26 protein-coding genes and 1 tRNA gene are annotated in these 25,934 nt (G+C 62.0%); 12 read left to right on the forward strand and 15 right to left on the reverse strand.

Features of this window, described 5'->3' with window-relative positions; all coding sequences use genetic code 11:
- Positions 1–16 precede the first annotated feature (16 nt).
- A complete protein-coding gene (locus tag R6G97_RS16525; protein WP_197853191.1) occupies positions 17–940 on the forward strand; it encodes a LysR substrate-binding domain-containing protein in 924 nt (307 codons plus the stop codon).
- Positions 941–1,008: 68 nt separating this feature from the next.
- On the opposite strand, the gene R6G97_RS16530 is transcribed toward R6G97_RS16525, so the two are convergent.
- Positions 1,009–1,875 carry a LysR family transcriptional regulator gene (locus R6G97_RS16530; protein ID WP_317847242.1) on the reverse strand — a complete coding sequence of 289 codons (867 nt, stop codon included), beginning with the start codon at positions 1,873–1,875 and terminating at the stop codon, positions 1,009–1,011.
- 100 nt (positions 1,876–1,975) lie between these two features.
- Here R6G97_RS16530 and R6G97_RS16535 point away from each other — a divergent pair, with 100 nt between their 5' ends.
- Complete coding sequence (locus R6G97_RS16535; RefSeq protein ID WP_043214904.1) at positions 1,976–2,389, forward strand: VOC family protein; 414 nt, start codon at positions 1,976–1,978, stop codon at positions 2,387–2,389.
- Between the two features lie 145 nt (positions 2,390–2,534).
- Positions 2,535–3,839, forward strand: a complete 1,305-nt coding sequence (locus R6G97_RS16540) for a cation:dicarboxylate symporter family transporter (RefSeq protein ID WP_043214906.1) — start codon at positions 2,535–2,537, stop codon at positions 3,837–3,839.
- Positions 3,840–3,933: 94 nt separating this feature from the next.
- Here R6G97_RS16540 and ychF read toward each other — a convergent pair whose 3' ends face one another.
- The 8 genes from ychF to R6G97_RS16580 form a co-directional block, all read right to left on the reverse strand.
- Entirely contained in the window at positions 3,934–5,034 is a 1,101-nt protein-coding gene (gene ychF / locus R6G97_RS16545; RefSeq protein WP_043214908.1) for a redox-regulated ATPase YchF, read from the reverse strand.
- Positions 5,035–5,056: 22 nt separating this feature from the next.
- The gene (gene pth, locus R6G97_RS16550; protein WP_043214910.1) at positions 5,057–5,641 is read right to left on the reverse strand and encodes an aminoacyl-tRNA hydrolase; all 585 of its coding nucleotides are present in this window, start codon (positions 5,639–5,641) and stop codon (positions 5,057–5,059) included.
- 79 nt (positions 5,642–5,720) lie between these two features.
- Complete coding sequence (locus tag R6G97_RS16555) at positions 5,721–6,317, reverse strand: 50S ribosomal protein L25/general stress protein Ctc (RefSeq protein WP_043214913.1); 597 nt, start codon at positions 6,315–6,317, stop codon at positions 5,721–5,723.
- Between the two features lie 120 nt (positions 6,318–6,437).
- Positions 6,438–7,379 (reverse strand): ribose-phosphate pyrophosphokinase, encoded by a 942-nt coding sequence (locus R6G97_RS16560; protein WP_043214915.1) that lies wholly within the window; start codon positions 7,377–7,379, stop codon positions 6,438–6,440.
- A 47-nt stretch (positions 7,380–7,426) separates the two neighbouring features.
- A tRNA-Gln gene (locus R6G97_RS16565) sits at positions 7,427–7,501 on the reverse strand.
- Positions 7,502–7,535: 34 nt separating this feature from the next.
- Positions 7,536–8,381 carry a 4-(cytidine 5'-diphospho)-2-C-methyl-D-erythritol kinase gene (gene ispE, locus R6G97_RS16570; protein ID WP_043214917.1) on the reverse strand — a complete coding sequence of 282 codons (846 nt, stop codon included), beginning with the start codon at positions 8,379–8,381 and terminating at the stop codon, positions 7,536–7,538.
- A 3-nt stretch (positions 8,382–8,384) separates the two neighbouring features.
- Positions 8,385–9,002 carry a lipoprotein insertase outer membrane protein LolB gene (gene lolB, locus R6G97_RS16575; protein WP_043214919.1) on the reverse strand — a complete coding sequence of 206 codons (618 nt, stop codon included), beginning with the start codon at positions 9,000–9,002 and terminating at the stop codon, positions 8,385–8,387.
- A gap of 3 nt (positions 9,003–9,005) precedes the next feature.
- Entirely contained in the window at positions 9,006–10,733 is a 1,728-nt protein-coding gene (locus tag R6G97_RS16580) for a tetratricopeptide repeat protein (RefSeq protein WP_090345209.1), read from the reverse strand.
- A 703-nt stretch (positions 10,734–11,436) separates the two neighbouring features.
- Here R6G97_RS16580 and hemA point away from each other — a divergent pair.
- From hemA to murI, 5 genes are read left to right on the forward strand one after another with little or no spacing between them, the layout of a single operon-like run.
- A complete protein-coding gene (gene hemA, locus R6G97_RS16585; RefSeq protein WP_043215333.1) occupies positions 11,437–12,714 on the forward strand; it encodes a glutamyl-tRNA reductase in 1,278 nt (425 codons plus the stop codon).
- Positions 12,711–13,793 (forward strand): peptide chain release factor 1, encoded by a 1,083-nt coding sequence (gene prfA / locus R6G97_RS16590; protein WP_043215331.1) that lies wholly within the window; start codon positions 12,711–12,713, stop codon positions 13,791–13,793. Before hemA ends, prfA begins: the two co-directional genes overlap by 4 nt.
- Positions 13,794–14,624, forward strand: coding sequence for a peptide chain release factor N(5)-glutamine methyltransferase (gene prmC / locus R6G97_RS16595; protein ID WP_317847243.1), 831 nt, complete (start codon positions 13,794–13,796; stop codon positions 14,622–14,624).
- Positions 14,618–15,373, forward strand: coding sequence for a molybdopterin-synthase adenylyltransferase MoeB (locus tag R6G97_RS16600; RefSeq protein WP_043215329.1), 756 nt, complete (start codon positions 14,618–14,620; stop codon positions 15,371–15,373). The genes prmC and R6G97_RS16600 overlap by 7 nt, the downstream gene beginning before the upstream one ends.
- Positions 15,366–16,163: a glutamate racemase gene (gene murI, locus R6G97_RS16605; RefSeq protein WP_317847244.1), complete on the forward strand. Its 798-nt coding sequence runs from the start codon at positions 15,366–15,368 to the stop codon at positions 16,161–16,163. Before R6G97_RS16600 ends, murI begins: the two co-directional genes overlap by 8 nt.
- 75 nt (positions 16,164–16,238) lie before the next feature.
- On the opposite strand, the gene phrB is transcribed toward murI, so the two are convergent.
- The 4 genes from phrB to R6G97_RS16625 all read right to left on the reverse strand — a co-directional run bounded on the left by phrB (position 16,239) and on the right by R6G97_RS16625 (position 20,582).
- Complete coding sequence (gene phrB / locus R6G97_RS16610; protein WP_043215324.1) at positions 16,239–17,654, reverse strand: deoxyribodipyrimidine photo-lyase; 1,416 nt, start codon at positions 17,652–17,654, stop codon at positions 16,239–16,241.
- 10 nt (positions 17,655–17,664) lie between these two features.
- On the reverse strand, positions 17,665–18,528 hold the full coding sequence (locus R6G97_RS16615; RefSeq protein ID WP_043215322.1) for a MerR family transcriptional regulator: 864 nt from the start codon (positions 18,526–18,528) through the stop codon (positions 17,665–17,667).
- Entirely contained in the window at positions 18,518–19,486 is a 969-nt protein-coding gene (locus R6G97_RS16620; protein ID WP_317847245.1) for a YbgA family protein, read from the reverse strand. Before R6G97_RS16620 ends, R6G97_RS16615 begins: the two co-directional genes overlap by 11 nt.
- 109 nt (positions 19,487–19,595) lie before the next feature.
- Entirely contained in the window at positions 19,596–20,582 is a 987-nt protein-coding gene (locus R6G97_RS16625) for an NAD(P)/FAD-dependent oxidoreductase (protein WP_043215317.1), read from the reverse strand.
- Positions 20,583–20,770: 188 nt separating this feature from the next.
- Here R6G97_RS16625 and R6G97_RS16630 point away from each other — a divergent pair, with 188 nt between their 5' ends.
- Both R6G97_RS16630 and hemH read left to right on the forward strand, forming a co-directional pair.
- Entirely contained in the window at positions 20,771–21,676 is a 906-nt protein-coding gene (locus R6G97_RS16630; RefSeq protein ID WP_043215315.1) for a TIGR01777 family oxidoreductase, read from the forward strand.
- A 13-nt stretch (positions 21,677–21,689) separates the two neighbouring features.
- The gene (hemH, locus tag R6G97_RS16635) at positions 21,690–22,703 is read left to right on the forward strand and encodes a ferrochelatase (RefSeq protein WP_182941770.1); all 1,014 of its coding nucleotides are present in this window, start codon (positions 21,690–21,692) and stop codon (positions 22,701–22,703) included.
- A gap of 71 nt (positions 22,704–22,774) precedes the next feature.
- Here hemH and R6G97_RS16640 read toward each other — a convergent pair whose 3' ends face one another.
- Both R6G97_RS16640 and upp read right to left on the reverse strand, forming a co-directional pair.
- The gene (locus R6G97_RS16640) at positions 22,775–24,049 is read right to left on the reverse strand and encodes a uracil-xanthine permease family protein (protein ID WP_317847246.1); all 1,275 of its coding nucleotides are present in this window, start codon (positions 24,047–24,049) and stop codon (positions 22,775–22,777) included.
- A 2-nt stretch (positions 24,050–24,051) separates the two neighbouring features.
- A complete protein-coding gene (upp, locus tag R6G97_RS16645) occupies positions 24,052–24,690 on the reverse strand; it encodes a uracil phosphoribosyltransferase (RefSeq protein WP_028691132.1) in 639 nt (212 codons plus the stop codon).
- Between the two features lie 165 nt (positions 24,691–24,855).
- Here upp and R6G97_RS16650 point away from each other — a divergent pair, with 165 nt between their 5' ends.
- Positions 24,856–25,413 carry a hypoxanthine-guanine phosphoribosyltransferase gene (locus R6G97_RS16650; RefSeq protein WP_043215311.1) on the forward strand — a complete coding sequence of 186 codons (558 nt, stop codon included), beginning with the start codon at positions 24,856–24,858 and terminating at the stop codon, positions 25,411–25,413.
- A 2-nt stretch (positions 25,414–25,415) separates the two neighbouring features.
- Positions 25,416–25,889 (forward strand): WbuC family cupin fold metalloprotein, encoded by a 474-nt coding sequence (locus R6G97_RS16655; protein ID WP_043215309.1) that lies wholly within the window; start codon positions 25,416–25,418, stop codon positions 25,887–25,889.
- The last annotated feature ends 45 nt before the right edge of the window (positions 25,890–25,934 follow it).

Raw genomic sequence — 25,934 nt, forward strand, 5'->3', positions numbered from 1 at the left:
TGGGTGAGTCTGTCGCATGTTCGATCTGAATGATTTGTACCTGTACACCAAGGTGGTGGAGCACGGTGGCTTCGCCCCCGCCGGCCGTGTCCTCGGCTTGCCCAAGTCGCGCCTTAGCCGTCGTGTGGCCCTGCTGGAAGAGCGCCTGGGCGTGCGCCTTATCCAGCGCTCCACCCGCCAGTTCGCCGTCACCGAGGTGGGCCTGGAGTACTACCATCACTGTGTATCGATGATGGACCGGGCGTATGCCGCCGAAGACGCGATCGAGCGCAGCCGTGCGGTGCCCAGCGGTATTATCCGCCTGGCCTGCAGCACCTCGCTGCTGGACTCGCGCCTGGCGCCGATGCTGGCGCGCTTCATGGCCGAATGCCCAGTGGTGGAGTTGCTGGTCAAAAGCTACAACCGGCGTGTCGATGTCATTGGCGAGGGCTTCGACCTGGTCCTGAGCGTGCGCCATCGGCCACTGGAGAGCAGCGAGCTGGTGATGCGCAAGTTGGCCGATAGTCGTCAATGCCTGGTAGTCGCCCCCAGGCTGCTGATCGGACATGAGCAACCGCTGCGCCCCTCGGACCTGTTCGAACTGCCGAGCCTGGGCTGGGGCGCCAATGTACAGGAGTACACCTGGGACCTGGACGGGCCGGACGGCGCCGTGGCGTCGATTCGCTACCGGCCCCGCCTGGTGTCGGACGATGTCGCGGTGCTGCGCCAGGGTGCGTTGGCAGGTGCCGGTGTGGTGTTGCTCCCCGAGGAACTGGTGCGCGCCGACCTGGCAGCCGGGCGCCTGGTGCCTGCCTTGGAAGACTGGACCCCACGCAAGGGCGAGATCGTTGCGCTGTTCCCGTCACGACGCGGGGTGATGCCTGCGGTGCGCAAGCTGATCGACTTTTTGGTGGCGGCGTTCGAGCGAGAGGCTGAAGGCCAGATGCGACAAACCCTTTGAAACGGGGAGGTCACGAAGTGGGAGGCCAGGGAGCTGCAAGGCTCGGTGTCCGCTTCGTAGAGAGCGGATCATAAAGCCGTGCGCTTGAGTATTTCTTTAATGGCATCCAGCGCTTTGGGCCTTCGCGGGATGGATTTATACAGTAAAACGAGTTGGCGTATGTAGTCATCGGAGTCTGAGACGGGCGTGGCGAACACCTCCCCACTTTTCAAACCTGCCCATGCGGGAACGAGCGATACGCCCATCCCTTTCTCTACCATGATGTAAATGGCGTCAAGCGCATCGAGGTTGCACAGTAGATCTGGGCTTAGATCGTTGTCATGCAAGTATTGCAGGGCTATCTGCCCGCCCCAGGCATTTGAATCGTATCGAATCAACGGGTGGGTGAGAATGGTCGTATTTATATTGCTCTGTTCAATGGGTTCCTTTGTCAACAGCATTAAAGGTTCATGCCGCAGCGTTTGCATCTTGATGGATTTCGGTACGGAAAACGGGGGGCAGACCATAAGCCCGGCATCGAGTTCACCTGTTACCACCTGCTCATACAGCGCGCGCGAGTCGCCAGGTGTGATTCTAAGCCTCAGGTGCGGTGCCGTTATCGTTAATTGGTGCATTAATTCTGGAAGCAGGCCTGTCAACGCAGTTGAAATAGCGTCTAACTTGAAATCACCTGCAAGCCCATTGCTGTCGAATCCATCCCTGAGTTCCGTGGCGCACTGAATTAAGTTGCGCATTTTCGGCAACAGTGCCAGGCATTGTTCAGAGGGATCAACTGAGTGGGATCCACGGTTCAATAGTTCACAGCAGAGCGATTTCTCAAGCGCTTGAATACGCTGGCTGATGGCAGGTGCAGTAAGGTTTTCTCGGCGGGCGGCTGCCGCGATGGAACCTGTTTCAATAACCGCGACCAGACTTTCGAGAAATCGAATATCCAAAACAATTCCTTTCGGTCAGAGATGGAAAATCACGCTCCAGAACAAGCGAAAGGATAGGGTAGGCTGCACGAAATTCCCACCCAAACAAGAGGGCGTTTCCGTGACCGCATTTTTCCATGCCTCCTATCATGTAACAAACCTTGAAGAGTCTCGTAAGTTTTACGGCGAGGTGCTGGGCTGTAAAGAAGGCCGCTCCAGCGAGACGTACATCGATTACGACTTATTCGGTCATCAAATTTCCCTTCACGAAGGCACGCCATTTCCGACCACGCGCACCGGCAAGGTCGGCGAGCACATGGTGCTGATGCCGCACATCGGCCTGGTGCTTCAGTTGGATGATTGGATGGCGATGGCAGAGCGCCTGCAAGCCCATGGGGTGAAGTTCGATATTCCCCCCGTTGTGCGCTTCCCGGGTCAGCCGGGTGAGCAGCGGACAATGTTCTTCCTCGATCCAAGTGGCAACCCAATCGAGATAAAAGGTTTCAAGGACTTCAAAGAAGTCTTTGCTGTTTGAAGGCGTGCTTTTATCCAAGCAGCACGCTTTGTCGATCACGCTGTTTATCATGAGCACCAACGCATGAGTGCGAATACCGGATGCTTGAGTGTGCGCGGCGTTTACCAGCCAGTTGACAGTCCAAATTATAATAATGGGAGGACGTATGGCGAAGGCGAGTCTGGTCACAAGAATCATCGTGGGTCTGGTGTTGGGCATTATAGTGGGTGCCCTGTTAAATATTTATCCAGATTACAAAGTATGGGTGAGTAGTCAGGTCCTGCAGCCAGCCGGTGATATTTTCATCAAGATGATGAAAATGATCGTGGCGCCACTGGTCTTTGCCTGCATGGTCAGTGCCGTTGCCGGTAATGGCGACAGCAAGGCAATCGGGCGGGTGGGGGCCAAAACCATGTTCTACTTCTTTGTCGTCACGGGTATCGCCATTGTTTGTGGTTTGATCATAGGTAATGTGGCCCAGCCAGGTACCGGCGCAAACTTGAGCACCCTTTCGGCTGCCCAGTCACTGACGTTGCCCTCTTCTTCGGAGGGTGGCGATGTCGGAAGTGTGATTCTTGGTGTCATTCCGGATAACATCGTGAATGCAATGGCGCAGGGTAACTTGCTACCCATCTTGTTCTTTTCGATCCTGTTCGGTTTTGGTGTGAATGCGCTTGATGCGGATAAGAAGCGACCGCTGATCGCTGTGTTCAACGCCTTTTCCGGAGCGATGTTCAAAGTCACGCACATCGTCATGCACTATTCTCCGATCGGCATTTTCGGTCTCATTGGCGTGACGGTGTCTAACTTCGGACTTTCTGCGCTGTTGCCGTTGGGTAAATTGATTCTTGTCACTTACGCCGCTGTCCTGCTGTTCGGACTGGTCGTACTTGGCGGAATAGCCAAAGCGGTTGGCATTAACATCTTCGACCTGATCACGTTCATCAAGGATGAACTGATTTTGGCATTCAGTACCGCCACTTCGGCTACCGTGATGCCACAGCTCATCGAGAAGGTGGAGGCTTACGGCGCGCCGAGGTCCATTGCTTCCTTGGTGATTCCTACTGGGTACTCGTTCAATCTGGATGGCGCATCGCTCTTCGTGGGCATTGGTACGCTTTTCATCGCCCAACTGTATGAAATCCCATTGAGCCTCGCTGACCAGGCGGTGCTGGTGCTCATCATGGTTTTGACGTCCAAAGGCGCGGCGGGTGTGCCAGGGGCGATGTTCGTCATCCTCACCGCCACGCTGACCAGTGCCGGGCTTCCCGTGGAGGGCATCGCTTTCATCGCCGGTGTCTACAGGCTCATGGACATGCCGATCACCGCGTTGAATGTGCTGGGCAACGCCTTGGCGCCCTTGGTGATCTCCAAGTGGGAAAACCAATTTCGAATAGCACCTAGCCAACAGCCTGACGCAGTTGCGGGTGAGCGCCCTATGAACGCGTTGGCAAGCGAAGGGGGGGGCTGAACCGGACACTCATGGGCAATAAAAAACCCCTTGAATCGGCTGTATTCAAGGGGTTTTGATGTCCATCAGGAGCTCGTGCGATCTCGACTCCCGATTAGACGTTGAAGCGGAAGTGCATCACGTCACCGTCCTTGACGATGTAGTCCTTGCCTTCCAGACGCCATTTGCCGGCTTCCTTGGCGCCGCCTTCACCCTTGTACTGGATGAAGTCGTCATAGGCCACGACTTCGGCGCGGATGAAGCCTTTCTCGAAGTCGGTGTGGATCACGGCGGCGGCTTGCGGCGCGGTGGCACCGACACGCACGGTCCAGGCGCGGACTTCTTTCACACCCGCGGTGAAGTAGGTCTGCAGATTGAGCAGGGCGTAGCCGGCGCGGATCACGCGGTTCAGGCCAGGCTCTTCCAGGCCCAGGGCCTCGAGGAACATGTCCTTCTCCTCGCCTTCTTCCAGCTCGGCGATCTCCGCTTCGATCTTGTTGCACACTGGCACCACGACCGCGCCTTCTTCCTCGGCGATGGCCTTGACCACGTCCAGGTGCGGGTTGTTCTCGAAGCCGTCCTCGGCCACGTTGGCGATGTACATCACCGGCTTGCTGGTCAGCAGGTGGAAGCCGCGGATCACGGCTTTCTCCTCGACGCTCATGTTCTTCATCAGGCTGCGCGCAGGCTTGCCATCGGTGAAGTGGGCAATGAGCTTTTCCAGCAGGGCTTTCTGGGCCAGGGCTTCCTTGTCACCGCCCTTGGCGTTGCGCGCGACCTTCTGCAGTTGCTTCTCGCAGCTGTCCAGGTCGGCGAAGATCAGTTCCAGGTCGATGATCTCGATGTCACGCTTGGGGTCGACGCTGTTGGAGACGTGGATCACGTTCTCGTCTTCGAAGCAGCGCACCACATGGGCGATGGCGTCGGTCTCGCGGATGTTGGCGAGGAACTTGTTGCCCAGGCCTTCGCCCTTCGAGGCACCGGCGACGAGACCTGCGATGTCGACGAATTCCATGGTGGTCGGAATCACACGCTCAGGCTTGACGATCTCGGCCAGGGCGTCGAGGCGTGCATCGGGCATCGGCACGATGCCGCTGTTCGGCTCGATGGTGCAGAAGGGGAAGTTCTCCGCCGCGATACCGGACTTGGTCAGGGCGTTGAACAGGGTGGACTTGCCGACGTTGGGCAGGCCGACGATGCCGCAATTGAAACCCATGGGAATTCCCCTCTCTAGGAAATCAGGCCTTCTGGCTGTGCAGTTCGCGCATCGCCTTGGCGAAATCGCCTGCGAGCACGTCCGGCATCACGCCGAGGGCAAAATCGATGCTGGCGTCGAGCTTCTCCTGCTCGGCGCGCGGTGCGCGGCCCAGGACGAAGTTGGAGACCAGTTTGGCGTCACCTGGGTGGCCGATGCCGAGCCGCAGGCGATGGAAGTCGTTCTGGTTGCCGAGCTGCGCGATGATGTCGCGCAGGCCGTTGTGCCCACCATGGCCGCCGCCTTTCTTGAGCTTGGCGACGCCCGGGGGCAGGTCGAGTTCGTCATGCGCCACCAGGATGGCCGCCGGTGGAATCCGGAAGAAATTGGCCAGTGCCGCGACGGACTGGCCGCTGCGGTTCATGTAGGTGGTGGGAATGAGCAGACGAACGTCTTGGCCCTGATGGCTGAACTTAGCCGTCAGGCCGAAATACTTGCGGTCAGCGGTCAGCGATACACGCTGGGCGCTGGCGAGGCGTTCAACGAAAAGAGCCCCTGCGTTATGCCGGGTCTGTTCGTATTCGGGGCCGGGGTTACCCAGGCCGACGATCAACTGGATGGCGGTCACGTCAGGGGCTCTTCCTTGGAGTTGGTGGGTTACGGTGCGCGCGGCACTGTAACCCGATCAACGCCGGCGTGCGAGTGGATTACTCGGCAGCGCCTTCAGCAGCGTCAGCGGCTACGCGCGGGGCGTGGACGTTGGCAACAGCTTTGTCATCACCGTGGGCCAGAGCGACGAACTCTACGCCTTTCGGAGCTTTCAGGTCCGACAGGTGGATGATGGTGCCGATTTCAGCCTTGGCCAGGTCGACTTCGATGAACTCAGGCAGGTCTTTGGCTTCGCAGGAAACTTCGATCTCGGCTTCTACGTGGGAGATCTCGCCGCCTTTCTTGACCGGGGCTTCTTCGTTGATGAAGTGAACCGGTACCTTGGCGGTCAGCTTCTGGCCAGCAACGACGCGAACGAAGTCGGCGTGCATGATGAAGCCTTTGGCTGGGTGACGCTGCAGGGCCTTGACGACGACGTTCTGCTTGGTGCCGTCGACGTTCAGTTCCAGAACGTGGCTGAAGGCAGCTTCGTTATCGAACAGCTTGGTGATTTCCTTGGCCAGGATGGTCAGGGATTGGGCTTCTTTGCCACCACCGTAGACAACGGCTGGGATGTTGGCGGAATGACGCAGGCGGCGGCTCGCACCTTTCCCCAGGTCAGTACGCGCTTGGGCGTTCAGGATGAAATCGGTCATTTTGTATCTCCAAAATAGCCTCCCGTATGGCGTTTGCGACCAGCGCCATCGGGATTGGCAAAAAAGCCCCGCCCCGACAAGATGCCGGGGCGGGGCGCTTTTCGTCAGCGAGCGTTCCGCTTAGCGGAACATCGCGCTGATCGATTCTTCGTTGCTGATGCGGCGAACCGCTTCAGCGACAACCGGTGCGATATCCAGCTGGCGGATACGGTCACAGGCTTGAGCAGCGGCGGACAGCGGGATGGTGTTGGTCACCACCAGCTCGTCCAGCACCGACTTCTCGATGTTCTCGATCGCACGGCCCGACAGTACCGGGTGCGTGCAGTAGGCGTAGACCTTGGCCGCGCCGTGGTCTTTCAGGGCCTTGGCCGCGTTGCACAGGGTACCGGCGGTATCGACCATGTCGTCTACCAGGATGCAGGTGCGTCCTTCGACGTCGCCGATGATGTGCATCACTTCGGAGTGATTGGCCTTTTCACGGCGCTTGTCGATGATACCCAGGTCGACACCCAGGGACTTGGCGACGGCACGTGCGCGCACGACACCACCGATGTCCGGGGAGACGATCATCAGGTTCTCGAAACGCTGGTCTTCGATGTCGTCGACCAGTACGGGCGAGCCGTAGATGTTGTCGACGGGAATATCGAAGAAGCCCTGGATCTGGTCAGCGTGCAGGTCGACAGTGAGTACACGGTCGATACCCACGACAGTGAGCATGTCAGCGACGACTTTGGCGCTGATGGCTACACGTGCCGAACGCGGACGGCGGTCCTGGCGGGCGTATCCGAAGTAAGGAATCACGGCAGTGATTCGTGACGCTGAGGAGCGGCGGAAGGCGTCGGCCATCACTACCAGTTCCATCAGATTGTCGTTGGTAGGGGCACAGGTTGGCTGAATGATGAAAACGTCCTTACCACGAACATTTTCATTGATCTCAGCACTGATTTCGCCGTCGGAGAATTTACCGACAGAAACATCACCCAGTGGAATATGCAGCTGACGTACGACACGCCGAGCCAGATCGGGGTTGGCATTCCCCGTGAAGACCATCATCTTGGACACGCGCAGTACCTGAAGGCTGAGGGTAACCTGGATGAGTATAAGGAAAATGGCAGGGGCGGCTGGATTCGAACCAACGCATGGCAGGATCAAAACCTGCTGCCTTACCGCTTGGCGACGCCCCTGTATCTGTTGCTGCGAGTACCGAATACTCGACTTCTAGAGCAGGCTCTGCAGCTTGCGATGCAACATCGAAATGTTGCTTCCCTTTGCCACAAACCCTGTTTGGGTCTCTGAAAGAAGGGCCAGAACTTTATCAGCTTCGGCTTTGCTTGGGAAGGCCCCAAACACACAACTTCCAGTGCCGGTTAGACGAGCTTCAGTGTATTTACCCAGCAGATTCAACGCATTGCGAACTTCTGGATAACCTTGCTCTACCACCGGTTGGCAGTCATTTCGACTGTTTCCCTCGGGAACGGGGCGCATCTTAAGGGGGAGGGAATCACGTGTCAACTCTGGATGCGAAAAAATTTCCGCTGTGCTGACAGACACTTGCGGCACCAGTACGACGTACCAGGGCTCTTCGGGGTCCACCGGGGTCAGTTGCTCACCCACACCTTGGGCGAAGGCGGCGTGGCCGCGGACGAACACCGGTACATCGGCGCCAAGCCCCAGGCCCAGGCCGGCCAGGCGGTCTTCGTCCCAGCCCAGTTGCCACAGATGATTGAGGGCCAGCAGCGTGGTCGCGGCGTTGGAGCTGCCGCCACCGATGCCGCCGCCCATGGGCAGGATCTTGTCCAGCCAGATGTCGACGCCGAGCGCGCAGCCTGATTGTTGTTGCAGCTGGCGTGCAGCTTTCACGATCAGATTGCTGTCGTGGGGCACGCCGGCGATTTCGGTGCGCAAGTGGATCTGGCCATCGTCACGCAGGCTGTAGTGCAGCTGATCGGCATGGTCGAGAAACTGGAACACGGTTTCCAGCTCGTGGTAACCGTCTGGGCGGCGACCGATGATATGCAGCCACAGGTTGAGCTTGGCCGGGGCGGGAAGGGTGAGCGTGGCCATCGATCAATGCCCCAGCTGACGTGGCTGCCAGTCCTTGACCACCAGGGTGACGTCCAGGTCCTGGCCGTGCAGCTTCAGGCGTTCAGGTAGCCAGTAGCCGTTCTGTTGGGTGTAGCTCAGGTACTGCACCTGCCAGCCGTCCTGGGTCAGGCTGGCCAGGCGGCTGTCGCCATCCAGGGTCAGTTGGCTCTTGCTGTCGGGGGCAGGCAGGCCACGGACCCACCAGACCAAATGCGAGACCGGCAGTTGCCAGCCCAGCTGTTCTTCGAGCAGTGCCTCGGGGCTTGGGGCTTCGTAGCGGCCCTGGTTGGCCACCTCCAGGACCACGCCGCCGGGGCGTCCGGTCAGGCGTGCCGCCCCGCGACCCAGGGGGCCGGCCAGGCGGATGTCGTAGTAGTCCTGGCGTTGCAGCCAGAACAAGGTACCACTGCCCGAATCACGGGGGGCGCGAATGCCGACCTTGCCGTTGATCTGCCAGCCGTCGAGGTTGCTCAGTTGCTCTTTATGGGCGCGCCACAACTGTGGATCGCCGTGGCCTTGCAGGGATTCACGGCTACCGAATCCGGCGCAGCCGGCCAGCAGGGCGATCAGGGTAAAGGTGATGCAATGACGCAGGAACATGGTTTACAGGGTCTCTGATCCGGTCAGGCGCAGGAGAGTCTTGCGCAGGATTTGGCTGTCGGGTTGGCCCTCGAAGGCCTTGGCCCAGACCTGGCGGGCTTCGCGGCGTTTGCCGTTGGCCCAGAGCACTTCACCCAGGTGGGCTGCCACTTCGTGGTCGGGGAAGCGCGCCAGGGCCTGGCGCAGCAGGCGTTCAGCTTCGTCGAGGTTGCCCATGCGGTAGTTGACCCAGCCCAGGCTGTCGAGCACAGCGGGGTCGTCCGGGGTGAGCTGGTGGGCTTTTTCGATCAGCGCCTTGGCTTCGGCGTAGCGCGTGGTGCGGTCGGCAAGGGTGTAGCCGAGCGCGTTCAGGGCCATGGCGTTTTCCGGTTCGCGCTGGATGATGGCGCGCAGGTCTTTTTCCATTTGCCCCAGGTCATCGCGCTTCTCCGCCAGCATGGCGCGGGTATAAAGCAGGTTGAGGTCATCCGGGTAGCGCTTGATCGCCTGGGCCAGGACTTGTTCAGCCTGGGCTTCCTTGGCGTTGTTGCCGTAGCTTTCCGCCTCGATCAGGTACAGCTGGATGGCGTAGTCCGGCTGGGCCTCTCGGGCTTCGCCGAGCAGGCGCGACGCCTCGCTGGAGCGGCCGTTAGCGATGAGGATGTCGGCCTGGCGCAATTGCGCCGGCAGGTAATCGGGGCCAGGGCCTACCAGGGCGTATTCACGCAGGGCGGCCTCGGGATCGCCGCGCTCTTCGTGCAGGCGGCCCAGGTTCAGGTGTGCGGCGTCGACATTGCTGTCGCGCTCCACCAGCTCCTGCAGATACCCCTCGGCCTCGTCCCAGTTCTTGGTTTCCAGGCAGACCAGAGCGAGCGAATAGCGCAGCTCGTCATCTTCGGGGTACTGCTGAAGCAGGCTCTCGAATTCGGCCTTGGCATCTGCCATGCGGTCCTGCTCGACCAGAGTGCGGGCGTAGGTCAGGCGCAGGCGCTTGTCGTCGGGATTGTCGCGAATAGCCCCGCGCAGCAGTGGCAAAGCCTCCGAACCACGGTCCAGGGTCTGCAGCAGACGGGCGCGCAGCAACACCGGGGCGACTTCGCCGTTTTGCGGCGGGTGCGATTCGAGTAGTTCGAGGGCTTGCTCGGTCTTGCCATCCTGGTTCAGCAACAGTGCTTTGCCAAACACCAACTGGCCGTTGTCCGGATACTTGACCAACAGGCGGTCGAAGCTTTGCAACAAGCCGTCGCGGGTGTTCTGGTCGGTTTCGGCTGCGGACAGCGCGAGGAAGTCGAAGTGGGTGTCGCCCTGGCCCTGGAGGACCTTTTCCATGTAGGCCATGGATTCGTCGTAGCGTCCGGCGCGGGCCAGTTGAATGGCCGCGGCCCGTTGAGCGTCGAGGTTCTGCGCATCGTTGCGTGCCCAGATCATCGCGGTGTCCAGCGCGGGCTCGTCGGCACCGAGGTATTCGGCGATGCGGTAGGCGCGTTCGGAGACGGCTGGGTCTTGGGTCTTCTCAGCCTGGTCGACATAGTTGGCCAGGGCAATGTCAAAGCGGTTACGTTGCCCGGCCAGTTCCGCTACCAGCAGGCTGTAGAGCGTTTCCTCTTTGAACGAGCCGTACACCACAGGCTTTTCCGGTGCGCTTTTGCCTGCCGCGGCAACGGGCGACGCGGCCTCGTTCTTCTGCGGGGCCAGGCTTTGGCAGCCCTGGAGCAGGGCGAGAGCAAGCAACAATGCGTAGGACTTGTTCATAAAGAAGGCTTTGGATACCGGCGGTCGGAGCATGATGACACAAGCGCGATGGCAAACCCACCTGCGAAGGTCGAGGTTGCGAGGTTTCGGATTGTTCGGACCATTCTATTAGCGGGTTGTTCTGGACTTTCGAAATCACCGGACCAAAATCCCAATCCCAATCCCAATCCCAATCCCAATCCCGCTTTTGCTTTTAATTGCACAAATTAGTTCAGGCGCCGCCAATCGCGACTTCAGGAGGCCGAGTGCAGGTGCCTGTAGCGGCAGGCGCGCAGCGCCCTTCGGCGTCAGCCGAAGTTGCGAGATGGAGACTTGCGAAGCAAGTCGGAGGCCGCGAAGCCCCGGAAGGCGCCGCAGCGTAGGGGCCGGATGCAGGAGCAAGCGGTTTTTGCCTCCTTTTTGCCAAGACAAAAAGGAGGTCGCCGTAAGGGCGAAAGGTGAGTCTGCGCCGGCGCAGGGAACGGATATTCCCACGCTGTAAATGCCCACCGGCGGTGTTTGAGCCATCGTGCACCAAAAAGCCAAAGCCGATAGGGTGAGAGCGAGGGCTGTCAGTCACTGTATGTGCTCGTAGCGTCTGGCCGGCGCAACGGCCCGCCACCGTCGATAGCCCTCGGGTATCGCGACAATAGCGAACGGTGGTTGTTCTGAAACCTGCGAAGTAGGACAATTATCGGCTTCTCGTCACAACCAGCGACCTTGCATGGCCTTTCTTGCACTTGGTATCAACCATAAGACTGCCTCGGTAGACGTACGCGAGCGCGTGGCGTTTACGCCAGAGCAGCTGGTCGATGCCCTGCAGCAGCTTTGCCGACTGACCGCCAGCCGTGAGGCGGCGATCCTGTCGACTTGCAACCGCAGTGAACTCTATATCGAACAGGACCACCTGGCCGCCGACGCCGTGCTGCAGTGGCTGGCCGAGTATCATCAGCTCAACCTCGAAGAGCTGCGTGCCAGCGCCTATATCCACGAAGAGCATGATGCGGTCAGGCACATGATGCGTGTGGCCTCGGGCCTGGATTCGCTGGTGCTGGGCGAGCCACAGATTCTCGGCCAGATGAAGTCGGCCTACGCCGTGGCCCGCGAGGCCGGGACCATCGGCCCGCTGCTCGGGCGCCTGTTCCAGGCCACGTTCAGTGCTGCCAAGCAAGTGCGCACCGACACCGCCATCGGCGAGAACCCGGTTTCCGTAGCCTTCGCCGCCGTCAGCCTGGCCAAGCAGATCTTCAGCGACCTGGGTCGCAGCCAGGCGCTGCTGATCGGCGCTGGCGAGACCATCACCCTGGTCGCCCGCCACCTCCATGAGCAGGGTGTACGGCGTATCGTCGTGGCCAACCGTACCCTGGAGCGCGCCAGCATCCTGGCCGAACAGTTCGGTGCCCATGCGGTGCTGCTTTCGGACATCCCTCAGGAGCTGGCCAACAGCGACATCGTCATCAGTTCCACCGCCAGCCAGTTGCCGATCCTCGGCAAGGGCGCGGTGGAAAGCGCCTTGAAGCAGCGTCGGCACAAGCCCATCTTCATGGTCGATATCGCCGTGCCAAGGGACATCGAACCGCAGGTTGGCGAGCTCGATGACGTCTACCTATATACGGTCGATGACCTGCATGACGTCGTCGCGGAAAACCTCAAGAGCCGCCAAGGCGCGGCCCAGGCTGCCGAGGAGCTGGTATCGGTCGGTGCCGAGGATTTCATGGCGCGCCTGCGCGAGCTGGCCGCGGTGGATGTGCTCAAGGCCTATCGCCAGCAAAGCGAGCGCCTGCGCGACGAAGAACTGCAAAAGGCCCAGCGCCTGCTGGCCAATGGCGGCAATCCCGAAGAGGTACTGGCCCAGCTGGCCCGGGGGCTGACCAACAAATTGCTGCATGCGCCCAGCGTGCAATTGAAAAAGCTCTCCGCCGAAGGCCGCCTCGATGCGCTGGCCATGGCCCAGGAACTCTTTGCCCTCAACGAGGGCTCGACGGACAAAACCCCGCAATGAAAGCGTCGCTGCTCAATAAACTGGACACGCTCCAGGACCGCTTCGAAGAACTCACCGCTCTGTTGGGCGATGCCGAGGTCATTTCCGACCAGACCCGTTTCCGCGCTTATTCGCGTGAATACGCCGAAGTCGAGCCGGTCATCGACGCCTATAAAGAGTGGCGAAAGGTCCAGGACGATCTGGCCGGCGCTCAGGCGCTGCTCAAGGACAGCGACCCGGACTTGCGCGAAATGGCTGTCGAGGAAGTGCGTGAGGCCAAGGAGCAACTGGTCGGCCTGGAGGCCCGGTTGCAGCGCATGTTGCTGCCCAAGGACCCCAACGACGGGCGCAACGTGTTCCTCGAGATCCGCGCCGGTACCGGTGGCGACGAGGCGGCGATCTTCTCGGGCGACTTGTTCCGCATGTATTCGCGTTACGCCGAAAAGCGCGGCTGGCGTCTGGAGATTCTCTCCGAGAACGAAGGCGAGCACGGCGGCTACAAGGAGATCATCGCCCGGGTCGAAGGCGACAGTGTCTACGGCAAGCTCAAATTCGAATCTGGCGCACATCGCGTGCAACGAGTGCCGGAGACCGAATCGCAAGGGCGTATCCACACCTCCGCCTGCACCGTGGCGGTCTTGCCGGAGCCGGATGAACAGGTCGCCATCGAGATCAACCCGGCCGACCTTCGTATCGATACCTACCGCGCCTCGGGCGCCGGTGGTCAGCACGTCAACAAGACCGACTCGGCGATTCGCATCACCCACCTGCCTACCGGCATCGTGGTCGAATGCCAGGAGGAGCGGTCGCAGCACAAGAACCGTGCCCGGGCCATGTCCTGGCTGTCGGCCAAGCTCAATGACATGCAGACCAGCGCCGCGCAAAACGCCATTGCCACCGAGCGCAAGCTGCTGGTGGGCTCGGGCGATCGCTCCGAGCGTATCCGCACCTACAATTATCCACAGGGCCGGGTGACCGATCATCGCATCAACCTGACCCTGTACTCCCTGGATGACATTCTGGCCGGGGGCGTCGATGCGGTCATCGAACCCCTGCTCGCTGAATACCAGGCCGATCAGTTGGCCGCCCTGGGGGATTGAATGACCATCATCGCCAGCCTGCTGCGCGACGCGCAGTTGCCAGATTCCCCGACCGAGCGCCTGGACGTCGAGCTATTGCTCGCCGCAGCCCTGGGTAAGTCGCGCAGTTATCTGCACACCTGGCCAGAGCGAATCGTCAGCAGCGAGGCCGCCGAGACGTTCGCCGGCTACCTGGCGCGTCGCCGAGCCGGTGAGCCGGTGGCCTACATCCTGGGCCAGCAGGGTTTTTGGAAGCTCGATCTTGAAGTCGCGCCGCACACCCTGATCCCACGTCCGGAAACCGAGCTGCTGGTAGAAGCGGCGTTGGAGCTGCTGCCCGTGCGACCTGCGCGGGTGCTTGACCTGGGCACTGGCACCGGCGCCATTGCCCTGGCCCTGGCCAGCGAGTGCCCGGCCTGGCAGGTAACGGCACTGGACCGCGTGCCCGAAGCCGTGGCCCTGGCCGAGCGCAACCGCGATCGCCTTGGCCTGGCCAATGCCCAGGTACGCCTGAGCCACTGGTATGACGCCGTGGCTGGCGAGCGCTTCGACCTGATCCTGAGCAACCCTCCCTATATCGCTGCCGACGACCCGCATCTGGTCGCAGGCGATGTGCGCTTCGAGCCCAGCAGTGCCCTGGTGGCGGGGCAGGATGGCCTGGATGACCTGCGAGTGATCATCGCCCAGGCGCCGTATCACCTGTCGGCCGGTGGCTGGCTGCTGCTCGAACACGGGTACGACCAGGCCTCGGCCGTGCGTGAGCTGCTCACCCGCCACGGCTTTATCGACGTGGCCAGCCGCCTGGACCTGGCCGGTCACGAACGCATTTCCATGGGACGACTGCCATGCTGAGTGATCAGGAACTGTTGCGCTACAGCCGGCAGATCCTGCTGGCCCAGGTGGATATCGACGGTCAGTTGCGGCTCAAGCGCAGCAAGGCGTTGGTCGTCGGGCTCGGGGGGCTAGGGTCGCCGGTTGCTCTGTACCTGGCCGCGGCCGGTGTCGGCGAGCTGCACTTGGCCGACTTCGACACCGTCGACCTGACCAACCTGCAACGCCAGGTCATCCATGACAGCGACAGCGTGGGCATGAGCAAGGTCGACTCGGCGTGCAAGCGTCTTGAGGCGATCAACCCCGAGGTCAAGCTGGTTGCGCACCGCGAGGCGCTGGACGAAGACTCCCTTGCCGCGGCCGTCGGCGCGGTCGACGTGGTGCTGGACTGCTCGGACAACTTCTCCACCCGCGAAGCGGTCAACGCCGCCTGTGTCGCAGCAGGCAAGCCGCTGGTCAGTGGTGCGGCGATCCGCCTGGAAGGGCAGCTGTCGGTGTTCGACCCCCGTCGTGACTACAGCCCCTGCTACCACTGCCTTTATGGCCATGGCAGCGAGGCTGAGCTGACGTGCAGCGAGGCGGGTGTGCTCGGTCCGTTGGTGGGCTTGGTGGGCAGCCTGCAAGCACTCGAGGCGATGAAACTGCTGGCCGGCTTCGGCGATCCTCTGGTGGGGCGCTTGCTGTTGATCGATGCCTTGGGCACACGCATGCGCGAGCTGCGGGTCAAGCGCGATCCGGCGTGTGCTGTCTGTGGCAGCCGGCATGGCTGAGCGTGCGGCGCCGGTCGGCGTGATGGATTCTGGGGTCGGCGGTCTGTCGGTGCTCGCCGAGATCCAGCGCCTGTTGCCCAACGAATCGCTCCTGTATGTCGCCGACAGCGGCCATGTGCCGTACGGCGAAAAGTCACCGGACTATATCCGCCAGCGCTTGCGCCACATTGCCGGGTTCTTCCACGCGCAAGGTGCCAAGGCGATGGTCCTGGCCTGCAACACTGCGACCGTGGCGGCAGTGGCCGACCTGCGCGAGCTGTACCCGAATTGGCCTCTGGTGGGCATGGAGCCTGCGGTCAAGCCGGCCGCTGCAGCGACGCGCTCTGGCGTGGTCGGGGTGCTGGCCACCACCGGCACTTTGCAGAGCGCCAAGTTCGCTGCCTTGCTCGATCGTTTCGCCAACGATGTCCAGGTCATCACCCAGCCGTGTCCTGGCCTGGTGGAGCGCATCGAGGCGGGGGATCTCGACAGTCCACAGCTGCGCCAGTTGTTGCACGGCTATGTGCGGCCTTTGCTGGACGCAGGTTGCGACACGCTCATCCTTGGCTGCACCCATTACCCCTTCCTGCGTCCGCTGTTGGCCAGCATGGTGCCGGCGGATGTGGCCATCATCGATACCGGTGCCGCTGTGGCGCGGCAACTGCAGCGCTTGCTGGCGGCGCGGGACCTGCTGGCCGAGGGGCCAGCGCGTGACACCGCGTTCTGGACCAGCGCCGAACCACAGTTGCTGAACGACGTGCTGCCGCTGCTCTGGGGGCGTGCCGATCGGGTTCTGTCTTTTCCGCTGTAACCGAAGTGTGCTGCCCAAGGGGGCGCCTGCAGACGCTGGCTTAGCCTGCGATGGGGCGCACCGCGCGCCGCAGGCTCAATCCTTAAGACCTTGAAACGCCGCCAAGACCCGCTCACGACTGCTGCCCAGGTCCACGATCGGCTGCACGTATGACGCAGAAAATAAATCCCCGCCGGCACCCGGTTCATGGATGGTTTTGTCATCGAGCCCCTGCAATTCCGGCAGCCAATGACGGATGAACTGCCCTTGCGGGTCGAAGCGGCGTGACTGGCTGACCGGGTTGAACAGACGGAAATAGGGCACTGCATCGGTCCCTGTGGAGGCACTCCATTGCCATCCACCATTGTTGGCGGCCAGATCGCCGTCGATCAGGTGTCGCATGAAATGCCGTTCGCCCAGGCGCCAGTCGATCAGCAGGTTTTTGCTCAGGAACATCGCCACGACCATGCGCAGACGATTGTGCATCCAGCCGGTGTGCAGCAATTGGCGCATGGCGGCATCGACGATCGGAAAACCGGTACGACCGGTTTTCCAGGCTTCCAAGTCTTCGGGGGCATCCCGCCAGGGCAGCGCTTCGGTGGGGGCGCGGAAGGCCCGGTGTCGAGAGACCTGTGGATAACCCACCAGGATGTGTTTGTAGAACTCCCGCCACAGCAGCTCGTTGATCCAGGTTTGTACACCTACGCTGCCGCTGTCCAATTCGCCCTGGTTCCCGCTCAAGGCAGCGTGCAGGCACTGGCGCGGCGAAATCACGCCGGCAGCCAAGTATGGCGAGAGTTGGCTGGTGCCGGTCCGGGCGGGTAGGTCCCGTAGTTGAAGATAGTCCTCGACCGTCTCGTCGATGAAGCGGGTCAGGCGCCGATGGGCTTCGTTTTCTCCGGCTGGCCAGTGCTCGCGCACACTTCGCGGTGGGGACGGAAAACCGGTGAAGCCCTGGGGGAGGGGATCGCTGGCAATGCGCAGCGGTGCCTGACGTTTCACGGGAGGCGCCAGGCTTGGCAGGCTCAGATGCAGATGCTCAAGGCATGCCCGACGGAACTGGCCGAACACCTGGAAGTAGTGCCCGCTTCGGGTCAGCACCGAGCCTGGGCGAAGCAGCAGCTGATCCAGGTGGCCATGGGTGAGGATGCCCGCCTGCTCGAGCAGATCCTGGGTAGCGGCGTCACGCTGCTGCTCGTTCACGCCGTACTCTTCATTCCAATGCACCGCCTCGATCCGATGTTCTCGGCAGACCTCCAGCACCGCCTGGGGCGCCTGTCGCCAGGTGTCGACGTGGCGGATCAGCAAGGGGATATTCAGGCGCTCCAAGGACTGGCGCAGGGTCTGCAGGTTGCGCAGCCAGAAATCGACCTTGCAGGGAGCATCGTCATGGGCGAGCCACTGGCCGGGGCTGGCCAGCCACAGGGCGAGGGTCGGCCCAAGGGCACAGGCCGCGCTCAGGGCGGTGTTGTCTTCGACGCGCAGGTCGCTGCGCAGCCAGATCAGTTGCAAAAGCGTTTCCTCAAAGTGATTGCAGCAGGCGCAGGGCTGCCAGGGGCGTGTCGAACAACTGCAAGCCCTCGACGTCGGATTCGACCAGGCGCGGGCCGTGCGCGAAGACAGTGCCACCACCGGCCAGCAGTGGGATGTCGATGCCGGTCAACGCTGCCTTGAACGAGCGGATGTCGACACGGGTGCCGAGGTAGAAGATCACCGCCCGTGGCCGCAGGGCTTGCACCGCGCGGTGCAGGCAGGGGCCGGTGAGCGGTTGTTCGAGCACCTCCACGGCGATCGCACTGTTGCCGAGCAACCAGGCGCACAGCCAAAGGTGCGGATCGAACGCGCCATCGCCGCAGGTTGTGATGAGCACGGCGGGGCCTGGCAGCGACAGGCTGTCGTGCTGAACGCGCGCGCCCAGCTTGCTACGCAGCCAGGTGTAGAAGAATGCTTGCTCGAGCCGGGCGTTGAAGTAGCTGCGCCAGCGTTGTTCCAGGCTGTCCAGCAGGGGCAGCAGCAATTGCTCGCACAAAGTGAAGGCCGGATACAGTGCCATCGCCTGATTGAATTGCTGGTCGAGAGCATGATGTGAAAGCGAGGCGATGGCCTCGATCATCGCCTGTTCGCGTAATTGCCAGTCGCCCACTGGGGCAACGCTCGGCGGGCGTTCGAGCAGCTCGCGCACCTGGCCCACCGACGCGCCGCGTTCCAGCCAGCTCAGGATGGCGTGCACCCGCTCGACCTGTTCTGGCGGATAAAGGCGATGGCCTTTGGCGGTGCGCTGGGGTTTGAGCAAGCCATAACGCCGCTCCCAGGCCCGCAGCGTGATCGGGTTGACGCCTGTGCGCCGGGCCAGTTCGCCTATCGGCAGCAGGATTTCAGAGAGCATTGCGCAGGCCCAGGGGCGCGGGGTGTGGTTGCAGGTAAGCCTGTTGCAGCAGGTAAGGGTCGGGGTGGTTGCGCAGGTGATGCTTGAGCAAGGTCAGGGGCACCACCAACGGCACGATGCCTTGCTGGTACTGGCCGATGAGCTGCTGCAGTTCGTTGCGGTCGCCTTGTCCCAGAACATCTCTCAAGTAACCACTCAGGTGCTGCAAGACGTTGCCATGGGTGCCACGGCTGGCGCGACGGCGTAGCGCCTGCATCAGCGCGCTGAAATAACGGGGGCCGATGTCGAGCGGGTCGTCGTCACGGCGCATGCTGCCGAGCATTCGGCCCAGTTCGCGATAGGCCTGAGGATTGTTGGCCATGAGCAGGTATTTGTAGCGCGAGTGAAAGCGCACCAGGGCTCCGCGGTTCAGGCCCTGCGTCAGCAGATGCTGCCAGTCGGCATAGGCATAGACGCGGCTGATGAAGTTTTCCCGCAGTACCGGGTCGTGCAGGCGGCCTTCTTCTTCCACCGGAAGATCCGGGCGGCGCGCGCAAAATGCACTGGCGTATGCACCTTGCCCCGGCAGGCGGGAGAGCTGACCGTCGTGCTGATAGACCTTCACCCGCTCCAGGCCACAGGACGGCGACTTCTGCATGAAGATGTAACCGCACAGGTCATCGAGCGACTCGGCCATCTGCTCGCCATAGGCGCGCAGCGGGCCCGACAGGTCAGTGCCAGGGCTTTGGGGGGCTATCACTTCAGGGCATTCAGGATCGCCGACCAGGCGGATAGCGGCGCGGGGAACGCCTAGACCAATGGCCACCTCAGGGCATACCGGAGCCCATTCGAAGTGATCTGCGAGCAACTCAAGGCACAGGGGAGAGGCCTTGTGACCGGCGTTGAAGCGCACGGATTGGCCGAGCAGACAGGCACTGATACCAATCCGCGGCTTGTCGGTGGGCGAAGCGATGTCCATGGCGGGTCTCCGGAAAACCTGTACGTTGATGTGCGTCTTGTACAGGTTCATTCCAGCACACCGAAAAACTTATGCAAGAGAAATTTTTTGTACAGCTCTGCGGATCGCGTTAATCGAGGTGCTCCAGCAGCCGCCGGGCAGCCTCCTGACCGCTGAGCCAGGCGCCTTCCACGCGGCCGGACAGGCACCAGTCCCCGCAGGCATACAACCCAAGGTCGGCATCGGCCAGGGCCCCCCACTCATGGTTGCCGGCCGGACGGGCATACAACCAGCGGTGCGCCAGGGCGAAGGTCGGTGGCGGCACGATGCAGCCAATCAACTCAGCGAATTCGCCCCACAGCTGCTCGATCACGTCCTCTTTGGGCAGGTCGATATGCTGCTTGCTCCAGTTCGAAGTGGCGTGCAGTACCCAGGTGTCGAGTTGTTCGTCGCGCCCAGGCTTGCTGCGGTTGCGGGCCAGCCAGTCGAGCGGGTTGTCCTGTACGAAGCAGCCCTGCATGGGCGTATCGAGGGCGGTCTGGAAAGCCAGGGCGACGGCCCAGGTAGGCTCCATCTGCACGCCAGCGGCCACGGCGGCGAGCTTGGGCGTCGCGGCCAGCAGCGGTGTCGCCTGGGGCGCGGGCACCGCGATCACCACACGGCTGAAGGGGCCGTGGCTGCACCCTTCGGTGTCCTGCAGGTGCCAGTATTGTTTGCCACGGAAGACTTCGGCGATGCGGCAGCCGAAGTTCACCGTCACGTCCTTGAGCAGGCCGCGGGTGATGGCGCTCATGCGCGGCACACCGACCCAGCGCGTCTGTTCGTCGGGTGAGGGGGTCAGTTCGCCGTCTCGGTAGTTGTACAGCTGAGGCTTCCACTGCTGCACCCAGCCGGCCTCGACCCATTGATGGACCTGCTCGACGAAACGCCGGTCACGGGCGGTGAAGTACTGCGCACCCAAGTCCAGTGCGCCCGCTTCGCTGCGTTTGCTGGCCATGCGGCCGCCGCTGCCGTGGCCCTTGTCGAACAAGTGGACCGTCTGCCCGGCTTTCTGCAGAGCCTGGGCGGCGGAAAGGCCGGCGATACCGGCACCGATGATGGCAATAGGTACTGTCATGATGGCCTCTTCGAACCTTGCTGTAAGCAGACTACGCTGTTAGGCAAACCTGTACAATGCACAAAATTTGTATAAGGTTATACCGCTCGATAGGGCAGGTTGGCCTATGTTTAATCCGAGAGCATCCGGTCTAAAAAGTGCCTTGTTCTTAAAAATAGACCACGGCCGCAACTTGCGAGGACACAGCCATGCATATATTGCTGACCGGCGGTACTGGCTTGATCGGCCGGCACCTGTGCCAGTACTGGCTCGGCCAGGGCCATCGCCTGACCGTATGGAGCCGTCGCCCCGAGCAGGTCGCTAAAATCTGCGGCACCGGCGTGCGCGGCATCGCCCGACTGGAAGACCTGGCAGCGGACGAGGAGGTCGACGCGGTGATCAACCTGGCCGGTGCACCGATCGCCGACCGTCCTTGGACTGCCTCGCGACGGACCCTGCTGTGGGCCAGCCGCATCACCCTCACCGAGCAGCTGCTGGCATGGCTGGAGAGCCGTGAGCAGCGCCCCGAGGTGCTGATATCGGGGTCCGCGGTGGGCTGGTACGGCGACGGTGGCGAGCGGGAACTGACCGAGGCCTCGCCTCCGGTGAAGGAAGATTTCGCCAGCCAGCTGTGCATCGCCTGGGAGGAAACCGCCCAGCGTGCGCAACGGCTGGGCATTCGCGTGGTGCTGGTGCGAACCGGGCTGGTGCTGGCCAGCGACGGCGGCTTTTTGTCGCGCCTGCGCCTGCCGTTCAAGCTGGGGCTGGGCGGGCGTTTGGGAGATGGTCGGCAATGGATGCCCTGGGTCCATATAGAAGACCAGGTCGGCTTGATTGATTTTCTCTTGCAGCACAAGGACACCACCGGTCCCTATAATGCCTGCGCGCCAGAGCCGGTGCGCAACCGCGAATTCGCCAAGCGTCTGGGGCGTGCCCTGCATCGGCCTGCCTTCATGCCGACACCGGCGCTACTGCTCAGGGCGGGCCTGGGCGAGCTTTCGACGCTGCTGCTTGGCGGACAACGGGCGCGCCCGGTCCGCTTGCTGGCGGCAGGATTCACATTCCGTTTCAACGATCTGCAATCGGCCCTGGACGACCTGTCCAGCCGCCTCTGACATAGGATGCTGCATGACCGATCACGCCTTGCTACTGGTCAACCTGGGTTCGCCGGCCTCCACCTCGGTTGCCGACGTGCGCCGTTACCTCAACCAGTTCCTCATGGACCCCTACGTGATCGACCTGCCGTGGCCTGTGCGTCGTCTGCTGGTGTCGCTGATCCTGATCAAGCGACCGGAGCAGTCGGCCCACGCCTACGCCTCGATCTGGTGGGACGAGGGCTCGCCCCTCGTGGTCCTGACCCGGCGCCTGCAAGCGGCCATGGTCGAGCAATGGCCCCATGGCCCGGTGGAGATTGCCATGCGCTATGGCCAGCCGGCCTTGCCCGAGGTGCTGGAGCGTCTGGCAGCCCAGGGTGTGCGCAAGGTTACCCTGGCGCCGCTTTATCCACAGTTCGCCGACAGTACCGTGACCACGGTGGTGGAGCTGGCCAAGCAGACCATCGCAAATCGTCAGCTGCCATTGCAGATGCGCGTGCTGCAGCCGTTCTATGATCACCCCGACTACATCGATGCCTTGGTGGCCAGCGCCAAGCCGTATCTTGAGCAGGGCTACGATCACCTGCTGCTGAGCTTCCACGGCTTGCCCGAGCGACATCTGAAGAAGCTCGACCCGACCGGCAAGCATGACTTCCAGGCCGCCGATTGCTGCAAGGATGCCGATGCCCAGACCCGTGCGATCTGCTACCGCGGTCAATGCCTGGCCACGGCCAAGGCGTTCGCGCAAAAGATGGGGATCGCCGATGGCAAGTGGTCAGTGTCGTTCCAGTCACGCCTGGGGCGTGCCAAGTGGATCGAGCCCTATACCGAGACGCGTCTGGATGAGCTGGGCAAGGCTGGGGTGAAGAAGCTGCTGGTGATGTGCCCGGCGTTCGTCGCCGATTGCATCGAGACGCTGGAGGAGATTGGTCAGCGCGGCAGTGAGCAATTCATCGAGGCGGGAGGTCAGGAGTTGGTGCTGGTGCCATGTCTGAACGACCACCCGCAGTGGGTGAAGGTACTGGCAGGGATGTGCGAAAAGGCCTGACTTTCTGAACACCTGTTCGGCCTCTTCACGAGTAAACCCGCGAAGAGGCCTGGTCAGGCTGAAGTCGGGTGTCAGTGCAACTGATCGTCCAGTTTCTTGTGCTTCCAGCTGTCGTTGCCCGGCAGGATCAGGTTCAGGGCGATGGCCACGATGGCGCACAGGGCGATGCCCTTCAGACCCCAGTCATCGGGGCCGTCGCCGCTGCCGATCAATACGCCGCCGATGCCGAACACCAGGGTCACCGAGACGATCACCAGGTTGCGGGCTTCGGCCAGGTCGATCTTGTGACGGATCATGGTGTTCATGCCCACTGCGGCGATCGAACCGAACAGCAGGCACAGAATCCCGCCCATCACCGGTACCGGAATGCTTTGCAACAGCGCGCCGAACTTGCCGATGAACGCTAAGGTGATGGCGAAAATCGCCGCCCAGGTCATGATCTTCGGGTTGTAGTTCTTGGTCAGCATCACTGCGCCGGTCACTTCGGCATAGGTGGTGTTGGGCGGGCCGCCGAACAGGCCGGCTGCGGTGGTGGCCAGGCCATCGCCGAGCAGGGTACGGTGCAGGCCCGGCTTTTTCAGGTAATCGCGCCCGGTCACGCTGCCCACGGCAATGACGCCGCCGATGTGCTCGATCGCCGGAGCCAGAGCCACCGGAACGATGAACAGGATCGCCTGCCAGTTGAATGCCGGCGCGGTGAATTTCGGCAGTTCAAGCCAGGGCGCCGAGGCGATCTTGGCGGTATCGACCACCCCAAAGGCGAACGACAGGCCAAAGCCCACCAGCACGCCGGCGATGATCGGTACCAGACGGAAGATCCCCTTGCCGAACACGGCCACGATCAGCGTGGTCAGCAATGCCGGCATGGAGATCAACATGGCGGTCTTGTACGGCATCAGCACACTGCCATCACCGGCCTTGCCCATGGCCATGTTGGCCGCGATCGGCGCCATGGCCAGGCCGATGGAGATGATCACCGGGCCGATCACCACAGGCGGTAGCATACGGTCGATGAAACCGGTGCCCTTGATCTTCACCATCAGGCCCATGAAGGTGTACACGAAGCCCGCTGCCATCACGCCGCCCATGGTCTCGGCCAGGCCGAACTGGCCCTTTGCGAGAATGATGGGGGTGATGAAGGCAAAGCTGGAGGCCAGGAATACTGGGACTTGGCGGCCTGTAACCAGCTGGAACAGCAAGGTGCCGATGCCCGCGGTGAACAGCGCCACGTTGGGGTCGAGGCCGGTGATCAGCGGCATCAGTACCAGCGCGCCGAATGCCACGAAGAGCATCTGCGCGCCCGAGACGATCTGGCGCCAGAGCGGGTCGTTGAAGCCGTCCTGCATGGTCAGGCGTCCTTCTGCTTGGTGCCGAAGATCTTGTCGCCGGCATCACCCAGGCCTGGGACGATGTAGCCGTGTTCGTTCAGGCGCTGGTCGATCGATGCGGTGTAGATCTGCACGTCTGGGTGGGCTTTCTCCACCACGGCGATGCCTTCGGGTGCGGCGACCAGGACCATGGCGCGGATCTCTTTGCAGCCTGCCTTCTTGAGCAGGTCGATGGTGGCGACCATCGAGCCGCCGGTGGCCAGCATCGGGTCGATGATCAGGGCCAGGCGCTGGTTGATGTCCGGCGCGAGCTTTTCCAGGTAGGTATGTGCTTCGAGGGTTTCTTCGTTGCGGGCAACGCCCACGGCGCTCACCTTGGCGCCCGGCACCAGGCTGAGCACACCATCGAGCATGCCGATGCCTGCGCGCAGGATCGGAACCACGGTGATCTTCTTGCCGGCGATTTTCTCGACCTGCACCTTGCCGCACCAGCCGTCGATCTCGTAGGTCTCCAGCGGCAGGTCCTGGGTGGCTTCATAGGTCAGGAGCGCGCCGACTTCCTGGGCGAGTTCGCGAAAATTCTTGGTGCTGATATCGGCGCGGCGCATCAGGCCGAGCTTGTGGCGGATCAGCGGGTGGCGGATCTCACGAGTAGGCATAGGGGAGGGCTCCGGGAGGCGGGCAAAAAAACGGCGGTAGATTAATCTATTCAGTCCTGCATGTCGTCTGCTCATTCTGGACGTTAGTCCATAAATGCTTGATCTGGGGCGGGCGGATGCGTACCTTTGCCCGCTTTTCCAATTCCGAGCCCCCTGGAGAGCGCCATGTCCGCCGATCTCGAGCATATCCGTCAAGTCATGCGCGAGGCTGACTGCCTGTACACCGAAGCCGAGGTCGAAGCGGCCATCGCCAAGGTCGGCAAGCAGATCTGCCAAGACCTGCATGACAAGAACCCGGTGGTCTTCTGTGTCATGAACGGTGGCCTGATCTTCGCCGGCAAGCTGCTGACTCACCTGCAGTTCCCGCTTGAGGCCTCCTACCTGCACGCCACGCGTTACCGCAACCAAACCAGCGGCGGCGAACTGTTCTGGAAGGCCAAGCCTGAGATTTCCTTCATCGACCGCGACGTGCTGATCGTCGACGACATCCTCGATGAGGGTCACACCCTCAGCGCCATCATCGATTTCTGCAAACATGCCGGTGCCCGCTCCGTGCACACCGCGGTGCTGATCGACAAGGACCACGACCGTAAAGCCAGCCCGGACCTCAAGGCCAACTATGCCGGCTTGCCGTGCGTCGACCGCTACATCTTCGGCTATGGCATGGACTACAAAGGCTACTGGCGCAACGCCAACGGCATCTTCGCAGTCAAGGGCCTGTGACCATGCGCCAACCTGCATTCATCGACCACGCGTTGTTTGCCGAGTTGGCGCAAAAAGCTGCCGACAGCCCCCGTGGGCGGCAACACCATAATTTCCATGAGATGGAAGAACCCTGCCACCGCATGGCCGTCGGCCTGCAGCCCACCACCTACATCCCGCCCCACCGCCACCTGAGCGACGACAAGGCCGAGGCGCTGATCGTGCTCAAGGGGCGCCTGGGCCTGTTGATCTTCGACGAGAAGGGCGTGGTGATCGACAAGCGGGTGATGCAGGCCGGAGGCGATTGCCTGGGTGTCGACCTGGCGCCGGGTACCTACCATGGGCTGGTGGTGCTAGAAGCCGACAGCATGCTGTTCGAATGCAAGGCCGGGCCCTACCGGCCGGTGGGCGAGGGCGAGCATGCTCATTGGGCGCCGCGTGAGGGCGAGCCAGGCGTGGCCGAATACCATGCGTGGATGCGTGCGCAGTTCGAGTAGCGTTCGCGGGTAAGCCTGGTCCGCAGTGCCTTTGGGGGCGAGTTT

Origin of the sequence: Pseudomonas sp. HTZ2 (genome assembly GCF_033173945.1) — a bacterium.
Classification (GTDB): domain Bacteria; phylum Pseudomonadota; class Gammaproteobacteria; order Pseudomonadales; family Pseudomonadaceae; genus Aquipseudomonas; species Aquipseudomonas guariconensis.